This is a genomic window from Saonia sp. (assembly GCF_056326165.1).
The window spans coordinates 162,669-181,140 of sequence record NZ_JBWFBN010000003.1 but is presented as its reverse complement, the minus strand read 5'-3'; the positions used below and the strand labels follow the sequence as shown (position 1 = coordinate 181,140).

The window sequence follows — 18,472 nt, the reverse complement described above, 5'->3', positions numbered from 1 at the left end:
CTATCTTAGAACTTTACTTGATAGGTAACTCCTGCAGAAACTGCCCAAAAGAAGTTACTTGAATTGGAGACAATTTCTTGACGGGTAACACCCATATTTGCTCTATATATATTTGGATTGTTTTTACTGGTGAATTGATATTCAAAGCTTAAACGCTCGGACTCTATATACAGTAGTGTTTCTGCCAATAATTGATCACCAGAGGTCAATTGACGTAGCTCTGGGGAATAGCCCATGCCAAAATTAATGCCCATATAATTATCCGCATCCTTTAAGTATTTACGGACCAATATGTTGCCAGATACTCTAGTTAAATTATTTGGCCTTGGTGTTATGTATGATCTTAGTGAGAAATAGTAGTTTCCACGGTAATGTCCAACAGAATTGGTAAGTACTGAAACATTTTTGGTATCAAATTTAATATAACGTCCACCAGCCGAAAACTCCATAGCCCAAGGCAAGTTTACATATAGGTCCCCTCCTATTTTTTGGTTTGGGTAAATAGAAGCATTGGAATAACCATAGTTAATGTAAGCATAAAAACGCTTAGAAAACTTTGGGTAAAAGTCTATATCATACTGTATACCATGTTTCCCTAAGCGATTACTATAATTTATTCGTGGAATAATACTTCCAGCCAATGTTTGTCTTTTAAAGGATATGCTAGAAAATATCATAGGGTCATACCGTTGGTCAAAAACAGTAAACGAATTTCTAATAGAAACCCTATTGTTTTGTATTTCTTTATCTGCTGGTGTCTTTGGCTTTATGGTGTTATCTGACAAATCCTCCGACAATTTATTCTCATCTGTAGATGATTTTTTATTTGTCCCTTTTAAACTTCCTTTGTTTGTTTGCACAGATGAGTTTGTATTATGCCATCCCAGTTCTGGGTATTTTTGATTTTTAATACGCTCCAGAGCAATTTTTTGTAACCTTTCAACTTCCTTATTGTTTTTTAGGTAATACTGGGCTTTATTTGCCAAGCCCAACGCTGTAGCATTGTTCATTGCATAAAGCTCATTCTTTATAGCAGATATCCATACGTTACTATTGTTCTGTTCTTTACTAGTAACCCTGTTAAACTCCAATCTGGCCTTATCATATTGTCCGCTCCAACTATAAGAACTGGCCAATAAGGAACGAGCCTTTAAATCCTCAGGATTTTTATTAAGCACTTCAATAAGCATTTTTCTTGCGGAATTGTGATTTCCATTATAGGCAAGTGTATATGCATTTGGGTACGATGGTTCATTAGAATCATTATACGCTAAATCTTGGCATCTTAGCCAAAGGCATAACATTCCAAAGAATAGAAAACTATATGTACGTTTTTGTAGCATTAATTATTTATAGATGCCATATCGGCTTTGAGTTCTTGTTTTTTACTATTTTTTTTGGATAGCGCTATCCCCATTTTTCTAGCCTGATTTCTGGCTCTTTCAATTTTATCGTTAATTTCATTGACGCTAGAACTGTTCTGTTGTGCAAGATCTATTAACTCCAATGCATCTTTAGGCCTTTCGGACCAAAAATAAACGTCGAATAATGCTGAATATGAGTCAATATAATTCGGGTTCATTTTTATACATGCTTTCAATATTTCTATTGATTCATCATAATTTCCCTGCCATACATTGATACGACCTGTTAGTATTTTGGTGTCTATATGACTTGGAACCATGGAAAGAATGTATTTGCAAAGCAATAAGGCTTTTTCATATTCCCTATCAAAAGCCAATTCTCTTGCTGTAAAGTATGCCTTATCCGAGTCTTGCCCATTATAGACACTATTAATCCAAACGATTTCACTTTCTTTAAATTTTTCTTTTTGTACTGAAAAAATTGCCAAACTGTCCGGTATAATTTTATCATTATTAGTTACGTATGCATTCATGGATTTAAAACTATTTAGCTTAACTTCTGCCTTTGACCCTCCCATGGAGGTACTTAAATCCATATTTTCATCAATAGAGAAAACAGAACCATCAGAAAAAATTTTCTCTCCACTGATATACTCTTTTAACTCATTTTTGTTTCTCATTAAAGGAATGTCTTTTATAGACCTATATTCAGCGTTCATATCCAACTCAGCGCCCATCCATGCCACTCTTTTTGGCATTTTCATCTCATATTTGCCCTCTAGTAAAGCCAATAAAGTTGGTGTAACATCAAAATGAGAAGAAATTGCACTTATCTTTTTTGTGGTTTTTAGCATAGGGCTGTACATAATTAAAGGCACATGAAAACGGCTTAAGTTATTTCTTTGCGGAATAGGAATAAGTCTATGGTCACCCGTGATAATAAAAATTGTATTATCATAGTCGGGTTGCTTTTTATACTCTTCAAGTACGTATTTTAACGAATTGTCCGTATACAAAAGTGTCGCAAATACATTGTCATTTTTTTTGATTACATTTTTTATTTTTCCCTTATGATTGCTTTTAGATAAAATTTGAGCTACTTGTTTTTCATACATTTCCTGTTGTGGTGGTATAAAAGGTTCATGATTACTAATGGTCATATACACTTCTAGCCTAGACTCACCTTCTTTACGTGGTAAACTCATGCTCTTTTTAAAAAGTTCTTTATCTGGATACCCCCATGAAGAACCAGCAGCATCCTCGGCTTGCATTTCATATTTATTACCAAACCCAGATTTGTCCAAGACAAAATCTAGATTTTCACTAAGTAGAAATCGGTCTATATTATCAAATGAACTATTGGTACCTTGATAATAAGAAGTTGAATAACCATTGTTTTTTAGGATACTGAATAATGTTAGTTTATTTGGGAATTTATCAAGCTCCATAAACCCACTTTTTCCAAATGGTAGGGACCCCAATAGTGATGGAAGCACCCCGAATGTTCTACCTGTATTACTAAGGCAATTTTCCCAGTACAATGATTTTGTTGTAAGGGAATCCAAGAAAGGAGTAAAACCTCCATATTCTGCACCTTCACCTACAAAATCCCTTCCAAGGCCTTCTACCATTATAAAAACAATGTTCGGTTTACTTTCCTTAAGTTCAAAATATTCGCCGAGTACGTTTTGTATTTTTTGAGGCTTAATCAATGGATATTCAACGTCTGAATTGTATGAAGTATCCTCGGTCGATGTATTATAAAGGTTCAATGCTAAGTATTGTGACTTGTTCTGGTTGATTGGTTTCCCTTCTATAAAAAGTGTCATGATAAATAGACTAAATAAAATAATGGTAAAAGGATACATCTTACTAATACGATGATAGTGTTTTGATGTTACTTTATACATACCAAAGAACATTCCTATAATTGCCACTACTGCAATAATAAGTGATATGGATACCCCCCCAGAATTGCCAATAGTTTCCTTGATATCTGCAAAACTATAACCTAATAAATCTGACCCCAATGGAACTAGTGCCGTGCAGTAGTAACTAATTAGCATGGCCTCAATAATCAGCAAGAAAATAAGTATTACAAAAACCAGATTAAACCCATATTTTGGCCTGTAATTTTCCCAAAAATTAAATGGAAAAACAAGAAGAACCCCAATTAGCGACGCATAACCAATTTGGTGAACGGCAGCTATAAAAAAGCTTGAGCCAAATATGGTATCCACTACTCCTTTAAAATACAAAGTAGTGTATTGAAAAATAGAAAGCGCAAGCAAAACACTGAAGAATGATATTATCAATCTTGTATATTGCTTTGTGGTGTATCTATCTAACTGACTTGTATTCATTTTTAAAATTTATGCTGCTTTTGCAAAACCTTTACGTACTTGTGAACCCCAACCTGATTTAATATTGAATAATTTTTTATAATTACCACGCACTGCAGCGCACACAACAATTGGGTGAAATATTATGGGTTCTACAATGGCACAGAACATTAAAATCAAAATATCTTTTGTTTTTTTATACTCATTATAGCTATATACGTCCCATAAAATGGCATAAAGGGAGAACATGATTGAAAACATATAAATAGTGGCCGTAATCGCTATGAAAAAATCCCAATTAAGTATTCCCAGATATATAAAAATTATGATAGTTATAAATCCAAAGAATTCCAGTAAAGGGGCTAACCATTCATAAAAAAACCAATACGGGTAACTAATTAGCCCCAATCTCCCATATTTAGAATTAAAGAACATATCCTTATGTTTAAATAAGGTTTCTAAGTTTCCACGTGCCCATCTATCCCTCTGGTTCACAAATATTTTTAAATCTTCTGGAACCTCTGTCCAGCATAGCGAATCGGGCATGTATTCAATGGTATAAGGAATTTTTTGGTTGTGCATGTGCCGTCTCATTTTAAATATAATTTCCATATCCTCCCCTACCGTATTAGTATCATATCCTCCTACAGCCATTGCAATTTCCCTATCAAAAAAACCAAAGGCACCAGAAATAATCAAAAGACTATCTATGCGTCCCCAGGCCATTCTACCTAAAATAAATGACCTTGTATATTCTAGCAACTGGAATCGGGCCAGCCAGTTTTTTGGAATGTTTATTTTTTCCAATTGTCCTCCAGAAATTTCACATGAATTTGCTACACGAATTACACCGCCAACTGCTATTACCTGTTTGTCAGATCGTTGGTAAAAAGATTTTACAACATGTAACAACGCATCAGGCATTAACAAACAATCCACATCTATACAACCGACATATCTATTACTAGAAAGTGCAATTCCTGTATTTAAGGCGTCAGATTTACCGCCGTTTTCTTTATCTATTACTGTTAACTTGGAAAAAGCTTTGTTAGAAGACTTGTATATACCTCTAATAGGTTTGCTTTTCCAATCTGGGTCTATTTTTTGATCTATTTTATGTAGGTTATAGGCCTCAATCATTTTTGTCATTGTATCATCCTTGCTCCCATCATTTACCACCATTACTTCATAGTTTACGTAACGTAGTGACATTAATGAACGAATATTTTCAACAATGGTAAGACCTTCATTATATGCTGGAGCAATAATGGTAATACTAGGGGCCAATGGTGACACCATAATTTTGGACAAATCACCAAAACTGTTTTTATTCTTATAATGAATGGAGTTTCTTGTGGATAAATACCCCATGAAAAGAAACATAACAAATAGAACTACTGTAAACATTAAAAAGACAATGTTTATATACTCTAAAATGATATTGAATACACCGCTGTCCATCATTTTTTCTTTTTACCCTTATTAGATTTTTTTAAATCTTCATGATTTTGATAGAACTCTTGTGTAAGCTCAAAATCTATATCAAACAAGCTAGATGGTTCAGACAATTCAATTTCTAGTTCATCTAATAGAAAACAAAACTCCAATGGAATTAAATGTTCATTTTTAGAACTGTTTTCTACCTTCTTTTCTATTTTTAAAGAAGGCTTGTATTCTACGGATTGTGTTAATATAATGTCAGTCGGAACAAGAGAAGTATGTAAGTTTTCAACTGTATTTTGAGATTTGTTATGTTCATTAACCGTATTTCCATCAATAATTGGTTCTCTTTTTAGCAGTTCATTTTTAACATATTGAGCCTTTTCTTTAATGTCTTTGTCTTCATTTATTAAAAGTGTATTTAAAAATGAAATTTCCTTCCTATCTCCTACTTCAACTATTTCATCTAAAAGAATTAATTTGGATTCTTTGTCACACCCAGCAAAAAGTTGCTTAAATATACTATCTGCTCCACTGTCAGCTTTTTCATTTAGTGGGCTGTTTTCTTCTTTTATATCAGAATATCTTTTTTCTGAGAAAATATTAAAAATCCCTATTGCTCTTTCTTTAATGGCGTAATTTTCTTCTTTCTCTATTATTTCGTTCAAAAATTCTAAATCTTTAAGGCTTCCTAAATCTTCAATAGTATCCAACAGTAAAAATTTATTATAGTTGTCTTGCTCAAAAAAGTTGTTATCAAATATGTTTGTTGTTGGTTTATGTAATATGCTGTTTTCTACATCTAGTTGGTTTTCTTCAACTTCAATATCATCAATAACTACTGGTAAGAAATTAATTTCGGGTTCAAAAGAAGAATCATCATTATCAAACTCTTCTGGAGAATCATCAATTTCAAGTAAGATTTCATCTATAGAATCATCTTGAGATTCTATAGAAACTTCTTCATAAGAAACTTCTAAGTTGTTAATGTTTACTTCTTCTTCTTCTTTTGCTGCTGCTTTTTCTTTCAAATCCTTTTCTATTTCGATAGGATTATTGGTTTGTATTGCTTTTATACTATTTGTTTCCTCAATTGTGGGAACAGGAGGAGTTATAATTTCTTCTATTTTGGATGCTTCTTCCTCCTCAACCAAGTTAGACTGTTCCAAAACTATTTCTTCTAATCCTTTGGTTGGTAAAATGGTATCTGGCGCAATGGCATTTATAGCACTTTGGGCTTTACTTTTAATAATAAAATTGGAATCTTTTTTTTCTACTAATTTTAAAAAAGAAATTTCCTCATCACTCCCAATGGAAGCAATGGTATCCAATATAAGTACCTTAATATCTACATTGCACTTCCAGAAAACCTTTTTTAAGTCTGGCAGAGCTTCAAAAACACAAAATTTCTTAATGCAATTAATTGTTTCCTCCTTAATCTGATTGTTTTTATGTCTTATCAATTGTATAATGGAGGTATTAGCATCATTCTGGTTATAATACTTTATAAGTCTTAAAGAAAAAAGCACAACATCTTTATTGGATGATGTTAACCAAGCATTAAATTTAGGGGGCTCAAATTCTTCGAAATTTCTTAACACTTCAAGAATTTTGAGTTGCTGCCACTCAGATATTTTGTATTTAGTTGTATCCAAAAAATAATTTACACCTTCATTTTTTAAGCTTACCGTGGCTATTTCTGAATGCTTTCTTATAATACTTCTTCTATCATTTATAAATTTGGTAATGAAGCTATAGGCATCTTGAACTTGCATTTGCGTTAACTCTAAAATTCCTTTAGAAACTATATGCCATTTCCAACTTTTTAGCTTTTTATAAGCATCTAGATGCAATCCTAAGTCTTGGTATAACCTAAAAAGTCTTTTTTCTGTATTTCCAGATACATCTTTCTGTAGATCAAGTAGAATTTCTGAAAGAACACTTCTATTAAAATCGTCCTTTAGAAGTTCTCTAATCTCAATTTTTAAATCTATATAGCTAATTTTTTCTTCTTTGGAAGCATTTTCTTCGTAAAACAAAAATTCACTAATCATTGGAGAAAACTGCCTCTTTTTTTCTGCTATTTCTTTATTTTTTTTTGAAATTCTATTTCTAAAGAAAAAAATACAGGAAAAATAAAGCACACCTAGACCAATAAATAACCAAGTAAGGTCCCACAAAAGATCTGTATGAATCTTTGGAGGACTTATTAGGGGGATGATATGTAGTCCAATGTTTTTAATACTATGCTATATTTTATTAAGCTCTCTTGCAACACGCACAAGGAGTTCGGAAGGACTAACGGGTTTTGAAATGAAATCATTAGCGCCAAGTTCAAAGGCACTTAGTACATTTTCCTCATTACCGGCAGAGGAAATTATAATAATTGGAATGCTTGATTTTAGGTCATTACGAACAAAATCTATGAGTTCAATGCCCGAAAAATAGGGCATCATAATATCACTCACAATAATGTCTGGCGTATTGCTTTGTAAAAAGTCTTTTACCTCTTTTCCATCACGCATTAGGGTTACTTCATAACCACCTTTTTCTAACCTGTAGCTTATTAAAGAAGCTAGTAGTTCATCATCATCGGCTAAAAGAAGCCTTTTTTTCTCTTGCATCATTTGTATACATCATTAAATCCCTTTCAACTTTTGTACTTGTCTATCAATTGCTATTTCCACTAAAGAATATTCTTCGATAAACCTTTTATGTAAATTTTCTATCTCTTTTATATTTTGAATGGTATTACAATTATTCTGAATATTTTCAACAATATTGCTAAGACCAAAAGTTTTCATCATTTTTAAACCGGCCTTTGTCTTATGGGTAGAAAATTTAATTGCTGTAAAGTCACTGTTTTTAATAGCTATTTTGATATTTCCAATAAATTCCAAAGCATTTTGTTTAAATAGACCAACTAATTCTTCTAGCATGTCCATATCATCCATACAGTCTTTATATACAGAATCTAGATTAACTAGAGTGTCATTATCTGATATTGATTGAGTATTTTGAGTGGTATGAATTTTAATGTTTCCGTCCTCGGGCTTATTTTTATATTCTATTAGTTTGTCTAATAGCTCATCTGGAGCATATGGTTTAAGAATAAAATCGTTTATACCGTATTTATCACACTTTTCCTTGTCATTAACTGAAAAATCAGCCGTTAGTGCTATAATGGGAACATTCTTTGCATTATTTACCTTACTAGCCCTAATCTTTTTGGTAATATCAAAGCCATCCATCACAGGCATTCTAAGGTCCATGAAAACAACATCTATTTTATGATTTTTAAGGATATTGAGGCCATAAATAGGCTTGTCAGTTAAGAACACTTCACACTTCCAATTTTCCAATCGATTCTTTATAAGTTGTTGGTTTAGAGTGTTGTCTTCAAAGACAAGAATTTTCATGCCTTCAACATTTTTTTCCTGTTCTTCAGTGTTTTTTAACTCTTTTACAAGATTTTTTTTGCTGCTTTTTAAATAGGGAAGTGTAAACTTAAAAGTGCTTCCTTGTCCAAGATTGCTGGTGACACTAATTTCACCATTAAGGTTTTCTATTATTTGTTTAACAATGTTTAATCCCAAGCCAGTTCCTCCGTATTTGGAGAATACATTTTCCTCTACTTGTTTAAATGGATCAAATATTTGGCCAAGATTTTCTTTGGATATACCTATGCCAGTATCTGTAACATCAAACTCCAGTAAAACATCGTTATTTGTTAATCCAACTTGAGTAATGGTCAATTGAATGGAACCATTCTCAACAAATTTTATTGAATTCCCCATGAGGTTTAATAAAACCTGTGAAAGTTTGGATGGATCGCCTATCAGGATTTTTGGAATGGTATTGTCCATTTTCACCTTTAGGTCAATATTCTTGTTTACAATCAAGGTCTTGCATAAGTATGCAACATCATTAATAAGCTTGTGGCAATCAAACTCAATTAACTCGGCATTATTGAGACTTGTTGAAATTTTAGAATATTCTAAAATTTCATTTATGATATGCAATAGAGTTTGTGATGCAGATTCTATTGCATTAACATGATTTTCTTGAGTCTTTGTTAGGGGTGTTTCCTTTAAAAGATCGGTAAAACCAATAATTCCATTTAGCGGAGTTCTTATCTCATGACTTACTTTTGCAATAAGCATAGCCTCTTCACTGGAATCTTTTGCGTGTATGTTTTTTGAATGACTTACTGCCTTATCATTGCCAAAGAATTTAGTATCAACATCATTTTTGAATGTCTTAAATGCCTTTTTTAACTCAGTAGCTTCATCTGCCGTTAGTTCTTCAAACGAAAAATTATTCAGCTCAATTTCTAAATCTGTTAAATGGGAGAATAGGTTTTTGGATTTGTTGGACATTTGGGTGCTATATTTTAGCTTTTGTTCTTTTGAATAATCATAATTATTTCTCAGTTTAAAATGAGATTTACCTAAGAAAACTAGTAGGTTTTTAATAAAAGTCTATAATAGGTATAGAGTAGGCAATTAAATGTTCCCTATATGCCCTTTTATGTTGTCAAAATGACTATTTTGTAGGTGTAAAAACATACAGTATGAAGCAGTTTATCGGATTAATTTGCATTTTGTCTATGCTTTCTTGTGCAGAGGCTGAAAAGAAAGAAGAAGTTTCTATTGAAGAAATGGCCATGGAAATTCATAATAAAGTTATCACCTTAGATACCCATGATGACATTAATGTAAGCAACTTTACAGACAGCATTAATTATACTCAAAGGCTAAGTACGCAAGTGAATTTGCCTAAAATGGAAGAGGGTGGTTTAGATGTTGCGTGGCTAATAGTATATACAGGGCAAGATACTCTTACAGATGAAGGATATGCAAAGGCTTCAGAAAATGCTATGGCCAAATTTGCTGCCATTCATAAGCTGTGTGAAGAAATTGCCCCTGACCAAATAGAATTGGCACTTACTTCTAGTGATGTAAGAAGAATACAAGAAGCTGGTAAAAAAGTTGCCATGATTGGTGTTGAAAATGCCTATCCCATGGGAGAGGATTTGTCCAATTTTGAAAAGTACCACCAACTGGGTGCTCGCTATATTTCCTTAGCACATAATGGTCATAGTCAGTTTTCTGATTCTAACACTGGAGAATTGGATAGTGTATGGTTGCACAATGGCCTAAGTGAATTAGGCAAAGAAGCAGTTAAAGAAATGAACAGACTTGGAATAATGATAGACGTGTCTCACCCATCCAAGGAAGCTATGAAGCAAATGATTGCCCTATCCAAAGCACCTATAATTGCATCGCATTCCTCGGCCAGAGCATTATGTGGACATAGTAGAAATTTAGATGATGAGCAATTGATGATGATGAAAGAAAATGGAGGAGTTGTACAAACGGTTGCTTTTAGCTCATACTTAAATACTGAGAAAAATGATAAAAGAGCCGATTTTATGCGAGGTGTTTATAAAAAGGTAGCTGACTCTTTAGAAATTGATTGGTATGAACGTTCCCAATTTGGTAGTTTAACTGATGAACAACGAGTATCATTTTTCCAAAATTACCGCAAAGTGACTTCAATGGCAGAGGAGTTAGTTGCAAATGATGAAAATGCACCTCCTGCAGTAAGTGTTATAGATTTTGTAAACCATATAGATTATATGGTAAAATTGATTGGAATTGACCATGTAGGTATTAGCTCCGACTTTGATGGTGGTGGTGGTATAGATGGTTGGTCGGATGCCTCAGAAACTTTTAATGTAACATTAGAGCTCGTAAAAAGAGGATATACTGAAGAGGAAATCTCTAAATTATGGAGTGGTAATCTATTAAGAGTATTGGATGAAGTACAAGCAATTGCCCAAAATTAAGTAGGTTTCTCCTCTTCTTTGGCTATTCTGTCCTTAACATATTCTATTTTGGTTTTCCCGTGATTTTTTGGTTTTCCATCTTCTCCTAAATTTACCATAATAATGTTATCTACCGTAACAATGGTCTCAAGTGTCATTTTATTACGGACTTCACATTTTAAGGTAAGTGAAGATTTTCCAAACTTAACAACAGCTACTCCAATTTCAATAATATCGCCTCTATGAGCGCTACTCATAAAGTTGATTTCTGACATGTATTTGGTAACTACCTTTTTATTTTCTAATTGTATTATACTATAAAGGGCTGCTTCTTCATCTATCCAAGCTAGGACGGCGCCTCCAAACAATGTTTCATTGGCATTTAAGTCCCCTGGTTTCACTAATTTTCTAGTATGAAATCTCATATTACATGAATTTGATAATACAAATTTAGACTATCAATAAGAATTAGAACAACTTATTATTGGAATCATGAAGCGTTTTTGGAATTTGTAGGTTACACCCTAATTTTTTGTTCAATTTTCCAATAAAATATGCCGATAATAATGGAGACTCTAACTCCATGTTCTGGTGTACAAAAAAATGAATGTTACTAAGCCCTTTGGTTTTCCATTGGTACAACCTATCTATCCAATCATCCAATCTGGAATAATCCGTCTCATGATTTGCTCCAACGTAGCGTATAAAAGCTTCATTATTGGTTAGGCGCATATGCATAATATCCCTTCTACCAGCAGTATCTACTAAAATATTTGCTATGTTATTTTCTTCTAATAAATGATACAGTTCTTCAGCTACTTTTTCATTGGTAAACCAATCTGTATGTCTAAACTCCATTGCCAGAGGGAACTCTTTGGGCCAATATTCCACAAATTGCACTACCCTATCCCAGTTTTTTGGTCCAAAATTACCATGCATTTGCAAAAAGATTGTTCCTAACTTTTCTTTTAAATGGCTAGTTACATCTAAATACCTGTCAACTATGGGGTATACTTTTTCATTTAGTCTTCTTAAATGACTTATATCCTGTGATATTTTAGGGAAAAATTTAAAATCATCAGGTGTTTTATCATACCATTTATCATATTGTTCTTCAGGAAATATTCTATAAAATGTAGCATTTAGTTCTATTGAATTAAACTGTGAAGAATAATAAACCAATTCATCTTTTGTTCCCCTTGGATAGAAGTTCTTTAAATCTTGTCTGTTCCATTTTGCACAGCCTACATAAACATTTAATTGGGATTCCTTATTTAATTTTGACAAAAGAACCTCAGTATCAGGGTGGTCCTTTGGAATGCAGAAATCTACTAATTCTGGGTGGTCAACTTTTCCGAACTTCATTTGGCATATTTTATGTTAAAAATACAAACTAAAATCTAGTCAAGTTTTTGTTTATAACCTCGTTAAAAACTAATTTATATTAAGAAATTTGGGAAATCACTATTGGCTATCTTTAATAAAACTTCACAAATGAACTCTAGGTCCCAAGATCTATTAAAGATTCGCCCGCAGATTTCCACAAATAGTTTAACAGAGCAAATGAGCGATAATGAACGGTTTCAGAATGAAACTATTAGACCCATTATTAAGTTTCAGAATGACTTATTTCAGGTTGCTTTTAGAAATTATATTAAGAAGCATAAGAATTCTTTCTTGGAGTTATCTATTGAAAGAAAGATGGTTTATATTGAAAATGCCATTCAAAAGGATATAAAATTTAGAAATTCTCTTAAAGGAATGGTCATTGGTCAATTCACCGTTGAAGAATATAGAATATATATTCAGAATTCTTCGGCACTGAACAAGAGAATGATGAATATGGTTATAGAACGGTTAAAAGATCAGATTCAGTTTTTTGATGAACCAGTTTTAGTCTAATAACGACTCCCCATTTAAATTAGTGGTTAAAATATCGCTCATTAAATCAAAATAAGGCCTAATAGCTTTAAAGGAATCATTTACATCATTAACAAAATCAGGAGACAGAACTTCTTTATTGGTAAAATTCTTCACAAAAATAAATTGCTTCATCCTAATCAAATCAATATTAGGGTCTTCTTTATCAAACCCTTTAGGTGCAGTCTTTAAAGCATCACCTTTTACCTCTCCCCATACTTTTTTAAAGGATTCATTACCAATTACTTTCCTAAAATCAGTAGCATCCAATTCAAGTTCTTTTCTAATTCGGAACAAGTCTTCTTTATTTGGCTCCCAAAACCCCGTTGCAATAAAAGATTCATTGTTTTTTATTTGTAGATAGTAGCCACCTCTTAATCTAGCCCCAGACCTAGAGAAGGAACCGGCAAAATGGGATTTATAAGGTGTTTTATCTTTTGAGAAACGTACATCTCTATAAATACGAAACATTTTCATTTTCTCTATTTCATCATGTACATTCAATTTATCCATTAAAATGCTAAAGAATGCTTTGATGTTGGTTTCATGTTCCTTAAACTCAGTTTTATGGTCTGTAAACCATTCTCGCGTATTGTTTTTCTGTAACTGGCTTAAAAAATTAAGGGCATCCTTGGTAATAACTGGGTTGTTCATACGACTTAGCAATAAATATTTTATGCTAAAGTTAACCCTTTTGGAAGTATTGCTTTTGAAATAATGGTTAATTTTGAATAACAATGTAACCTAAGATGGATATAAAATCTACAATCGATAAAATAATTCTTCATAAGAAACAGCCTAATTTAAGGTATTGCTTAAAGGAAAAAACGGAAGTATTTGCCAATACCCTTTTTTACACTCTTTTTGATATTGATACGCCTGTTGAAGAAAATTTAAAAAAACTTGAAGCTCTTTTTGATGAACTAACAAATTTGGCATGTTGGGATGTTGAAAAACCATGCTCTGAGCTTTGGAAAAAATATGTTTCTGGACTGCCAAGCATCTTAGAAAAATTAAATATGGATGCAGAGGCTACTGTCAATTGTGATCCAGCTTCCCTATCTATTGAAGAGGTATACATGGCCTATCCAGGTTTTTACGCTATTGCCATTTATAGATTGGCTCATGAACTTTATAAAGATGGATTTCCTTTGGTGCCACGTCTAATGACGGAATACGCACACAGGCAAACAGGAGTGGACATTAATCCTGGTGCTACAATTGGGGATTCATTTCATATTGATCATGGAACTGGAGTAGTGATTGGCGAGACTGCTATAATAATGAATGATGTAAAAATATATCAAGGTGTAACTTTGGGAGGACATTATGTTGCCAAAAATCTTCAAAAGACAAAGCGCCATCCAACTATAGAATCTAATGTCACCATTTATGCCAATGCCACCATTTTAGGGGGAGAAACCATAGTTGGAGAGAATTCCATAATTGGAGGTAATGCATGGATAACAAGTTCTGTCCCTAAAAACTCAACAGTTTATCATACTTCAGAAATTAAAATTAAAACCCAGTCTCATGTCTCATAATATTCTGGATTTAATTGGTAATACTCCCTTAGTGAAATCTAGGGTGTTGAATCAAAACCCCAATGTTACCCTATATTTTAAACTAGAGGGGCATAACCCTGGAGGCAGTGTTAAAGATAGACCTGCTTTTAACATGATAAAAGCTGGTTTGGAAAGAGGTGATTTTGATAAAAATTCCAAACTCATAGAAGCTACTAGTGGTAATACAGGAATTGCATTGGCTATGATTGCTGGTATTTATGGTTTGGATATGGAATTGGTAATGCCAGAGAATTCAACAAAAGAAAGGGTACAGACCATGAGGGCATATGGCGCAAAAGTTACTCTTACTTCATCAGATATTGGGATTGAAGGAGCAAGGGATTATGCCGAATCCAAAGTAAAAAATGATGGCTATATTATGCTAAATCAATTTGCTAATAATGACAATTGGCAAGCTCACTATAAAACAACAGGCCCAGAAATTTGGAAAGATACTGATGGAAAAATAACGCACTTTGTTTCTGCAATGGGTACTACAGGTACTATCATGGGAACTTCCACATACTTAAAAGAAGTAAATCCTAATGTGCAAATTGTTGGTGTACAACCAGAAGACGGTTCAAGAATTCCTGGAATACGAAGGTGGCCAGAAGCATATTTACCCAAAATATTTAACCCTAATAAGGTTGATAAAATTTTAGATGTAAACGAAGCTGATGCCAACAATATGGCAGTGAAAATGGCAAGAGAAGAAGGTATATTCTGTGGAGTTAGCAGTGGTGGTGCAGCTACAGCCGCACTACGCTTGGCCGAAACACTGGAAAGTGGTGTTATAGTATCAATCGTATGTGATAAGGGCGATAGGTATTTGTCTTCCAACCTATTTAGTTAGCACTGTATAAAGTTTCAGAAATTCCAATTTGAAAGTTCTCAAATTCTACCAAATTATTATGGTGGCCACCAACAATGGTATACATTCTTTTGTTTTTGCCCGGAATTGATTCATATAATTTTATCCCAGAATCATACGGTACTACCCTATCATCAGTTCCATGAAAAATAGTAATGGGACATTTTACATTTTGGATATAATCCATGGACATAAATTTATATTTCAACAACCATTTTAAGGGCAAAAATGAAAATCGGTTTTTTGCAACATCCATTAAACTAGCGAATGGTGTTTCTAAAATAAGTTTGTTAGGGTTGTTTTTTGATGTAAGGTTTGTAGCAATACCAGTTCCCAAGGATCGTCCATAAACTATAATCGAATCCTCGGCATAATACTGCAATGCATAGTCATAGAATAACTGAGCGTCGTCATATAGGGCTTGTTCACTAAGCTTGCCCGTACTTTTCCCATAGGTTCTATAATCCATTACAATAACATCATATTCCTTTTCAACAAAAGAAGAAGTAATTTCTCCCCATCTTGCTAAGTTTCCAGCATTACCATGAAAATAAAGAATAAGTCCTTTTGGGTTTTCTGTTTTAAAATGAAGTGCATTTAGTTTTGCTCCATCTGGAGCTGTTAAAAAAAATTCGTCATGTTGGTCGGAAAAAGAATAGGAGTATTCTTGATCTAGCTCAGTTGGTAAAAAAATTAGTTTTTCTTGTAAAAAATATAGCATAGTAGTTACCAATAGATATAGCGCAAACAACCACTTAAGGAATTTCTTAAGCCTTTGCATTTTTTTGTTTTTTTGAATGCCTTACATGGATGCTGCTCCCCTCTAAATCCACTTCTGCGGGTTTGGTGGTTATAATTTCCATCAACATTTTATGATATGATTCAAATGTGTTTAAATTTTTGTGTCCACCGCCGATAACAGTATATAATCTAGATAGTTTTGGTTTTATTTTTGAGAGTTTTACACTGGTTTTATAGGGAATCAATTTATCATCCGTACCATGAATAATATGTATGGGGCAGTTTACATATTTTAACCACTTATAGGTTGGCATGGGGAATTTTATTAGAACTGACAATGGCATAAAGGGAATATATTTCTTTGCTACCTTGCTTAGACTATAATAAGGCGCATCCAATATTAACATTCTGGGATTGTTCATAGATGCCAGCTTCGTGGCAAAACCAGAACCTAAAGAACGCCCATAAAGTATAATATACTTTTCTGCCACATTCTCTTTTATTTTATCATATATAACCTGTAAATCCCTTTTAATGGCCTTTTGTGAACGCCTTCCAGTGCTTTTGCCAAAACCTCTATAATCAACCATTAGTACATTGTAACCAAGACGTGTAAAATCAACGGCAAATTTGCCCCATCCCTTTATACTTTTGGAATTCCCCTTTAAATAAAACACAATACCCTTAGATTCTTTTGCTTTAAAAAGCAATCCATTGATGGTAGCCCCGTCCCGTGTGGTTATGTTATATTCTTCTATTTCCTGGTTATCATAATGAAACTGAAAGTCTTTGGAGAGTTTTTCAGGTTTAAAAAGTAGATAGTCCTGCAGAAAGTAAAGTAAAATACTTACTAATACATAAATGCCCACAACTAGCAATAGAATAAATAACCAATCTTTCATAGAAATGAAGTTGGATAGTAAATTACAAAAAATAATAATTATGATTTTTCATGAAACTCTACCTTATTCAATAAAAGCCCAGAACCTGGCGCCACATATGGGATTTGATTGGTATTTTCACCCAATAATGATTTTTTAATATCCTCTAAACTAAGCTCCCCTTTTCCTAAGAGTATCAAAGCACCCATAATCATACGAATTTGGTATCTAATAAATCCTTCTCCCTCCACATGTAGGGCATAACTCTTTTTGGGAAAAAAATTAGCCGCTATAATGCTGTTTTCTTTTAATTGGCAATTAGCAACAGTTCTTTTAAAATTAGTATTTTCCTGTGGTCTAGCTGTATAGGATTTAAAATCATGAAACCCTATAAAAAGTCTGGCTCCTTCCTTCATAAGTTCAATATCTAAATCTTCTATGATATTGGCCAAAAATGGAGCGCAAAAAGGATGGTTCTTTTGCCCAAAAGCAAAGAGGTATATATATTCTTTGGACTTACTGTGTTGGATAATATTAAACTCAGCATTTACTTCGGTAATTGTTAAGGCTTTAATATCTGGTGGAAGATTTTTGTTGAATTCAAAAAGAAATTCTTCAAAATCCACAATGGCCTTTTCATCAACAAATAATTCAAATTTTGCATCTAAAGCAGATACTTTGGAATCTGTTCTCCCCGCCCCTAGCACTTTAAAATTTGTATTGGGAAGCACAAACTTTAAAGTTTTTATAAGCATACTTTCAATAGTTTTCTGCCCAGGTTGTTTTTGCCAACCACTGTACCTAAAACCCAAAAATTGAAGCTCTACTAAATAGTAATATCGTTTTATATTCATATAAGATTTACTTGATGTAGGGTTTAACAAGATATGATTTTAACACTTAACCCCGCTTTTGACCACAGGTTTTTTGACATACCCAACATTCCTATCCTTTCATCGATTTTTTGAAATATTAAATATAGGGCCACGTTTTTAAAATCGAAAGGACTCTAAAAAGCCTCGTAATATATGAACTACCTTTTACGTATTTTTTCATGGAAGAGAAGCATGTTTCTCTCAATTATAGTACTACTTATTTTAATAGTGCTAAATTTCTATGGAATATATACCAACAAGTTCTATTTTCTTAGACCAGACAACTATATTTTCCCTGTACTTAGCATAGTACATTTTGTATATATCTATGTAATACAGTTTAAAATAAGGGAAATGGAGACTACAGATATACAAATGCGAAATCTGGAGTATGCACTCTACATAATCCTTTTTGTATACCTATTTAAATTATACGATTCCTTTAATAACCTATTGAGCTATACCGAATTTAAAGACCAATTGTTGCCAAATACTTTTAAACCAATGGCAATATTCATCTTATACCTATACCTATTATTACTGTTCTTAACATTTATCACATTTAAGCATAGAAAAGAATTGGTAGGAAAGTATGTGTTTGATGACAACGATGGTATTGATTCTTGGGACTAATAACCAATCT

17 protein-coding genes are annotated in these 18,472 nt (G+C 33.0%); 5 read left to right on the top strand and 12 right to left on the bottom strand.

Going from position 1 to position 18,472, the window contains the following annotated elements; genetic code table 11:
• Window positions 1–5: 5 nt before the first annotated feature.
• The 6 genes from AC000W_RS04825 to AC000W_RS04800 form a co-directional block, all read right to left on the bottom strand.
• Complete coding sequence (locus AC000W_RS04825) at window positions 6–1,343, bottom strand: YaiO family outer membrane beta-barrel protein (RefSeq protein WP_474746513.1); 1,338 nt, start codon at window positions 1,341–1,343, stop codon at window positions 6–8.
• Window positions 1,343–3,727 (bottom strand): sulfatase-like hydrolase/transferase, encoded by a 2,385-nt coding sequence (locus AC000W_RS04820; RefSeq protein WP_474746512.1) that lies wholly within the window; start codon window positions 3,725–3,727, stop codon window positions 1,343–1,345. Before AC000W_RS04820 ends, AC000W_RS04825 begins: the two co-directional genes overlap by 1 nt.
• 9 nt (window positions 3,728–3,736) lie before the next feature.
• Window positions 3,737–5,113 carry a glycosyltransferase family 2 protein gene (locus AC000W_RS04815; RefSeq protein ID WP_476658666.1) on the bottom strand — a complete coding sequence of 459 codons (1,377 nt, stop codon included), beginning with the start codon at window positions 5,111–5,113 and terminating at the stop codon, window positions 3,737–3,739.
• 53 nt (window positions 5,114–5,166) lie between these two features.
• Window positions 5,167–7,200: a hypothetical protein gene (locus tag AC000W_RS04810; RefSeq protein WP_474746509.1), complete on the bottom strand. Its 2,034-nt coding sequence runs from the start codon at window positions 7,198–7,200 to the stop codon at window positions 5,167–5,169.
• A gap of 195 nt (window positions 7,201–7,395) precedes the next feature.
• Window positions 7,396–7,773 (bottom strand): response regulator transcription factor, encoded by a 378-nt coding sequence (locus AC000W_RS04805; RefSeq protein WP_474746508.1) that lies wholly within the window; start codon window positions 7,771–7,773, stop codon window positions 7,396–7,398.
• A gap of 12 nt (window positions 7,774–7,785) precedes the next feature.
• Window positions 7,786–9,525, bottom strand: coding sequence for an ATP-binding protein (locus tag AC000W_RS04800; protein ID WP_474746506.1), 1,740 nt, complete (start codon window positions 9,523–9,525; stop codon window positions 7,786–7,788).
• Window positions 9,526–9,719: 194 nt separating this feature from the next.
• Here AC000W_RS04800 and AC000W_RS04795 point away from each other — a divergent pair, with 194 nt between their 5' ends.
• Window positions 9,720–10,997: a dipeptidase gene (locus AC000W_RS04795; RefSeq protein WP_474746505.1), complete on the top strand. Its 1,278-nt coding sequence runs from the start codon at window positions 9,720–9,722 to the stop codon at window positions 10,995–10,997.
• Here the strand turns inward: AC000W_RS04795 and AC000W_RS04790 are convergent.
• Both AC000W_RS04790 and AC000W_RS04785 read right to left on the bottom strand, forming a co-directional pair.
• On the bottom strand, window positions 10,994–11,401 hold the full coding sequence (locus AC000W_RS04790; protein WP_474746503.1) for an acyl-CoA thioesterase: 408 nt from the start codon (window positions 11,399–11,401) through the stop codon (window positions 10,994–10,996). The genes AC000W_RS04795 and AC000W_RS04790 overlap by 4 nt on opposite strands.
• 43 nt (window positions 11,402–11,444) lie before the next feature.
• On the bottom strand, window positions 11,445–12,341 hold the full coding sequence (locus AC000W_RS04785; protein WP_474746502.1) for a DUF72 domain-containing protein: 897 nt from the start codon (window positions 12,339–12,341) through the stop codon (window positions 11,445–11,447).
• A gap of 129 nt (window positions 12,342–12,470) precedes the next feature.
• Between AC000W_RS04785 and AC000W_RS04780 the strand changes: the two genes are divergently transcribed.
• Entirely contained in the window at window positions 12,471–12,878 is a 408-nt protein-coding gene (locus AC000W_RS04780; protein WP_474746501.1) for a glyoxalase, read from the top strand.
• On the opposite strand, the gene AC000W_RS04775 is transcribed toward AC000W_RS04780, so the two are convergent.
• Window positions 12,870–13,550: a DUF2461 domain-containing protein gene (locus AC000W_RS04775; protein ID WP_474746499.1), complete on the bottom strand. Its 681-nt coding sequence runs from the start codon at window positions 13,548–13,550 to the stop codon at window positions 12,870–12,872. The two genes, AC000W_RS04780 and AC000W_RS04775, sit on opposite strands and share 9 nt — an antisense overlap.
• A gap of 95 nt (window positions 13,551–13,645) precedes the next feature.
• Here AC000W_RS04775 and epsC point away from each other — a divergent pair, with 95 nt between their 5' ends.
• Together epsC and cysM are read left to right on the top strand one after the other, a co-directional pair.
• Window positions 13,646–14,440 (top strand): serine O-acetyltransferase EpsC, encoded by a 795-nt coding sequence (epsC, locus tag AC000W_RS04770; RefSeq protein ID WP_474746498.1) that lies wholly within the window; start codon window positions 13,646–13,648, stop codon window positions 14,438–14,440.
• Complete coding sequence (cysM, locus tag AC000W_RS04765) at window positions 14,430–15,314, top strand: cysteine synthase CysM (protein WP_474746497.1); 885 nt, start codon at window positions 14,430–14,432, stop codon at window positions 15,312–15,314. Before epsC ends, cysM begins: the two co-directional genes overlap by 11 nt.
• On the opposite strand, the gene AC000W_RS04760 is transcribed toward cysM, so the two are convergent.
• The 3 genes from AC000W_RS04760 to AC000W_RS04750 are packed head-to-tail and all read right to left on the bottom strand — an operon-like array spanning window position 15,307 to window position 17,808.
• Entirely contained in the window at window positions 15,307–16,113 is an 807-nt protein-coding gene (locus tag AC000W_RS04760) for an alpha/beta hydrolase (protein WP_474746495.1), read from the bottom strand. The two genes, cysM and AC000W_RS04760, sit on opposite strands and share 8 nt — an antisense overlap.
• Window positions 16,100–16,975 (bottom strand): alpha/beta hydrolase, encoded by an 876-nt coding sequence (locus tag AC000W_RS04755; RefSeq protein WP_474746494.1) that lies wholly within the window; start codon window positions 16,973–16,975, stop codon window positions 16,100–16,102. Before AC000W_RS04755 ends, AC000W_RS04760 begins: the two co-directional genes overlap by 14 nt.
• A gap of 38 nt (window positions 16,976–17,013) precedes the next feature.
• Window positions 17,014–17,808: a tRNA pseudouridine synthase A gene (locus AC000W_RS04750; RefSeq protein ID WP_474746492.1), complete on the bottom strand. Its 795-nt coding sequence runs from the start codon at window positions 17,806–17,808 to the stop codon at window positions 17,014–17,016.
• A 174-nt stretch (window positions 17,809–17,982) separates the two neighbouring features.
• Here AC000W_RS04750 and AC000W_RS04745 point away from each other — a divergent pair, with 174 nt between their 5' ends.
• Window positions 17,983–18,462, top strand: coding sequence for a hypothetical protein (locus AC000W_RS04745; RefSeq protein WP_474746491.1), 480 nt, complete (start codon window positions 17,983–17,985; stop codon window positions 18,460–18,462).
• Window positions 18,463–18,472 lie beyond the last annotated feature (10 nt).

Excerpts from the sequence above, each read along its gene's own strand:
- AC000W_RS04825 (WP_474746513.1), bottom strand. The coding sequence starts at position 1,343 with ATGCTACAAAAACGTACATATAGTTTTCTATTCTTTGGAATGTTATGC.
- AC000W_RS04820 (WP_474746512.1), bottom strand. The coding sequence starts at position 3,727 with ATGAATACAAGTCAGTTAGATAGATACACCACAAAGCAATATACAAGA.
- AC000W_RS04815 (WP_476658666.1), bottom strand. The coding sequence starts at position 5,113 with ATGTTTACAGTAGTTCTATTTGTTATGTTTCTTTTCATGGGGTATTTA.
- AC000W_RS04810 (WP_474746509.1), bottom strand. The coding sequence starts at position 7,200 with ATGATTAGTGAATTTTTGTTTTACGAAGAAAATGCTTCCAAAGAAGAA.
- AC000W_RS04805 (WP_474746508.1), bottom strand. The coding sequence starts at position 7,773 with ATGATGCAAGAGAAAAAAAGGCTTCTTTTAGCCGATGATGATGAACTA.
- AC000W_RS04800 (WP_474746506.1), bottom strand. The coding sequence starts at position 9,525 with ATGTCCAACAAATCCAAAAACCTATTCTCCCATTTAACAGATTTAGAA.
- AC000W_RS04795 (WP_474746505.1), top strand. The coding sequence starts at position 9,720 with ATGAAGCAGTTTATCGGATTAATTTGCATTTTGTCTATGCTTTCTTGT.
- AC000W_RS04790 (WP_474746503.1), bottom strand. The coding sequence starts at position 11,401 with ATGAGATTTCATACTAGAAAATTAGTGAAACCAGGGGACTTAAATGCC.
- AC000W_RS04785 (WP_474746502.1), bottom strand. The coding sequence starts at position 12,341 with ATGAAGTTCGGAAAAGTTGACCACCCAGAATTAGTAGATTTCTGCATT.
- AC000W_RS04780 (WP_474746501.1), top strand. The coding sequence starts at position 12,471 with ATGAACTCTAGGTCCCAAGATCTATTAAAGATTCGCCCGCAGATTTCC.
- AC000W_RS04775 (WP_474746499.1), bottom strand. The coding sequence starts at position 13,550 with ATGAACAACCCAGTTATTACCAAGGATGCCCTTAATTTTTTAAGCCAG.
- epsC (WP_474746498.1), top strand. The coding sequence starts at position 13,646 with ATGGATATAAAATCTACAATCGATAAAATAATTCTTCATAAGAAACAG.
- cysM (WP_474746497.1), top strand. The coding sequence starts at position 14,430 with ATGTCTCATAATATTCTGGATTTAATTGGTAATACTCCCTTAGTGAAA.
- AC000W_RS04760 (WP_474746495.1), bottom strand. The coding sequence starts at position 16,113 with ATGCAAAGGCTTAAGAAATTCCTTAAGTGGTTGTTTGCGCTATATCTA.
- AC000W_RS04755 (WP_474746494.1), bottom strand. The coding sequence starts at position 16,975 with ATGAAAGATTGGTTATTTATTCTATTGCTAGTTGTGGGCATTTATGTA.
- AC000W_RS04750 (WP_474746492.1), bottom strand. The coding sequence starts at position 17,808 with ATGAATATAAAACGATATTACTATTTAGTAGAGCTTCAATTTTTGGGT.
- AC000W_RS04745 (WP_474746491.1), top strand. The coding sequence starts at position 17,983 with ATGAACTACCTTTTACGTATTTTTTCATGGAAGAGAAGCATGTTTCTC.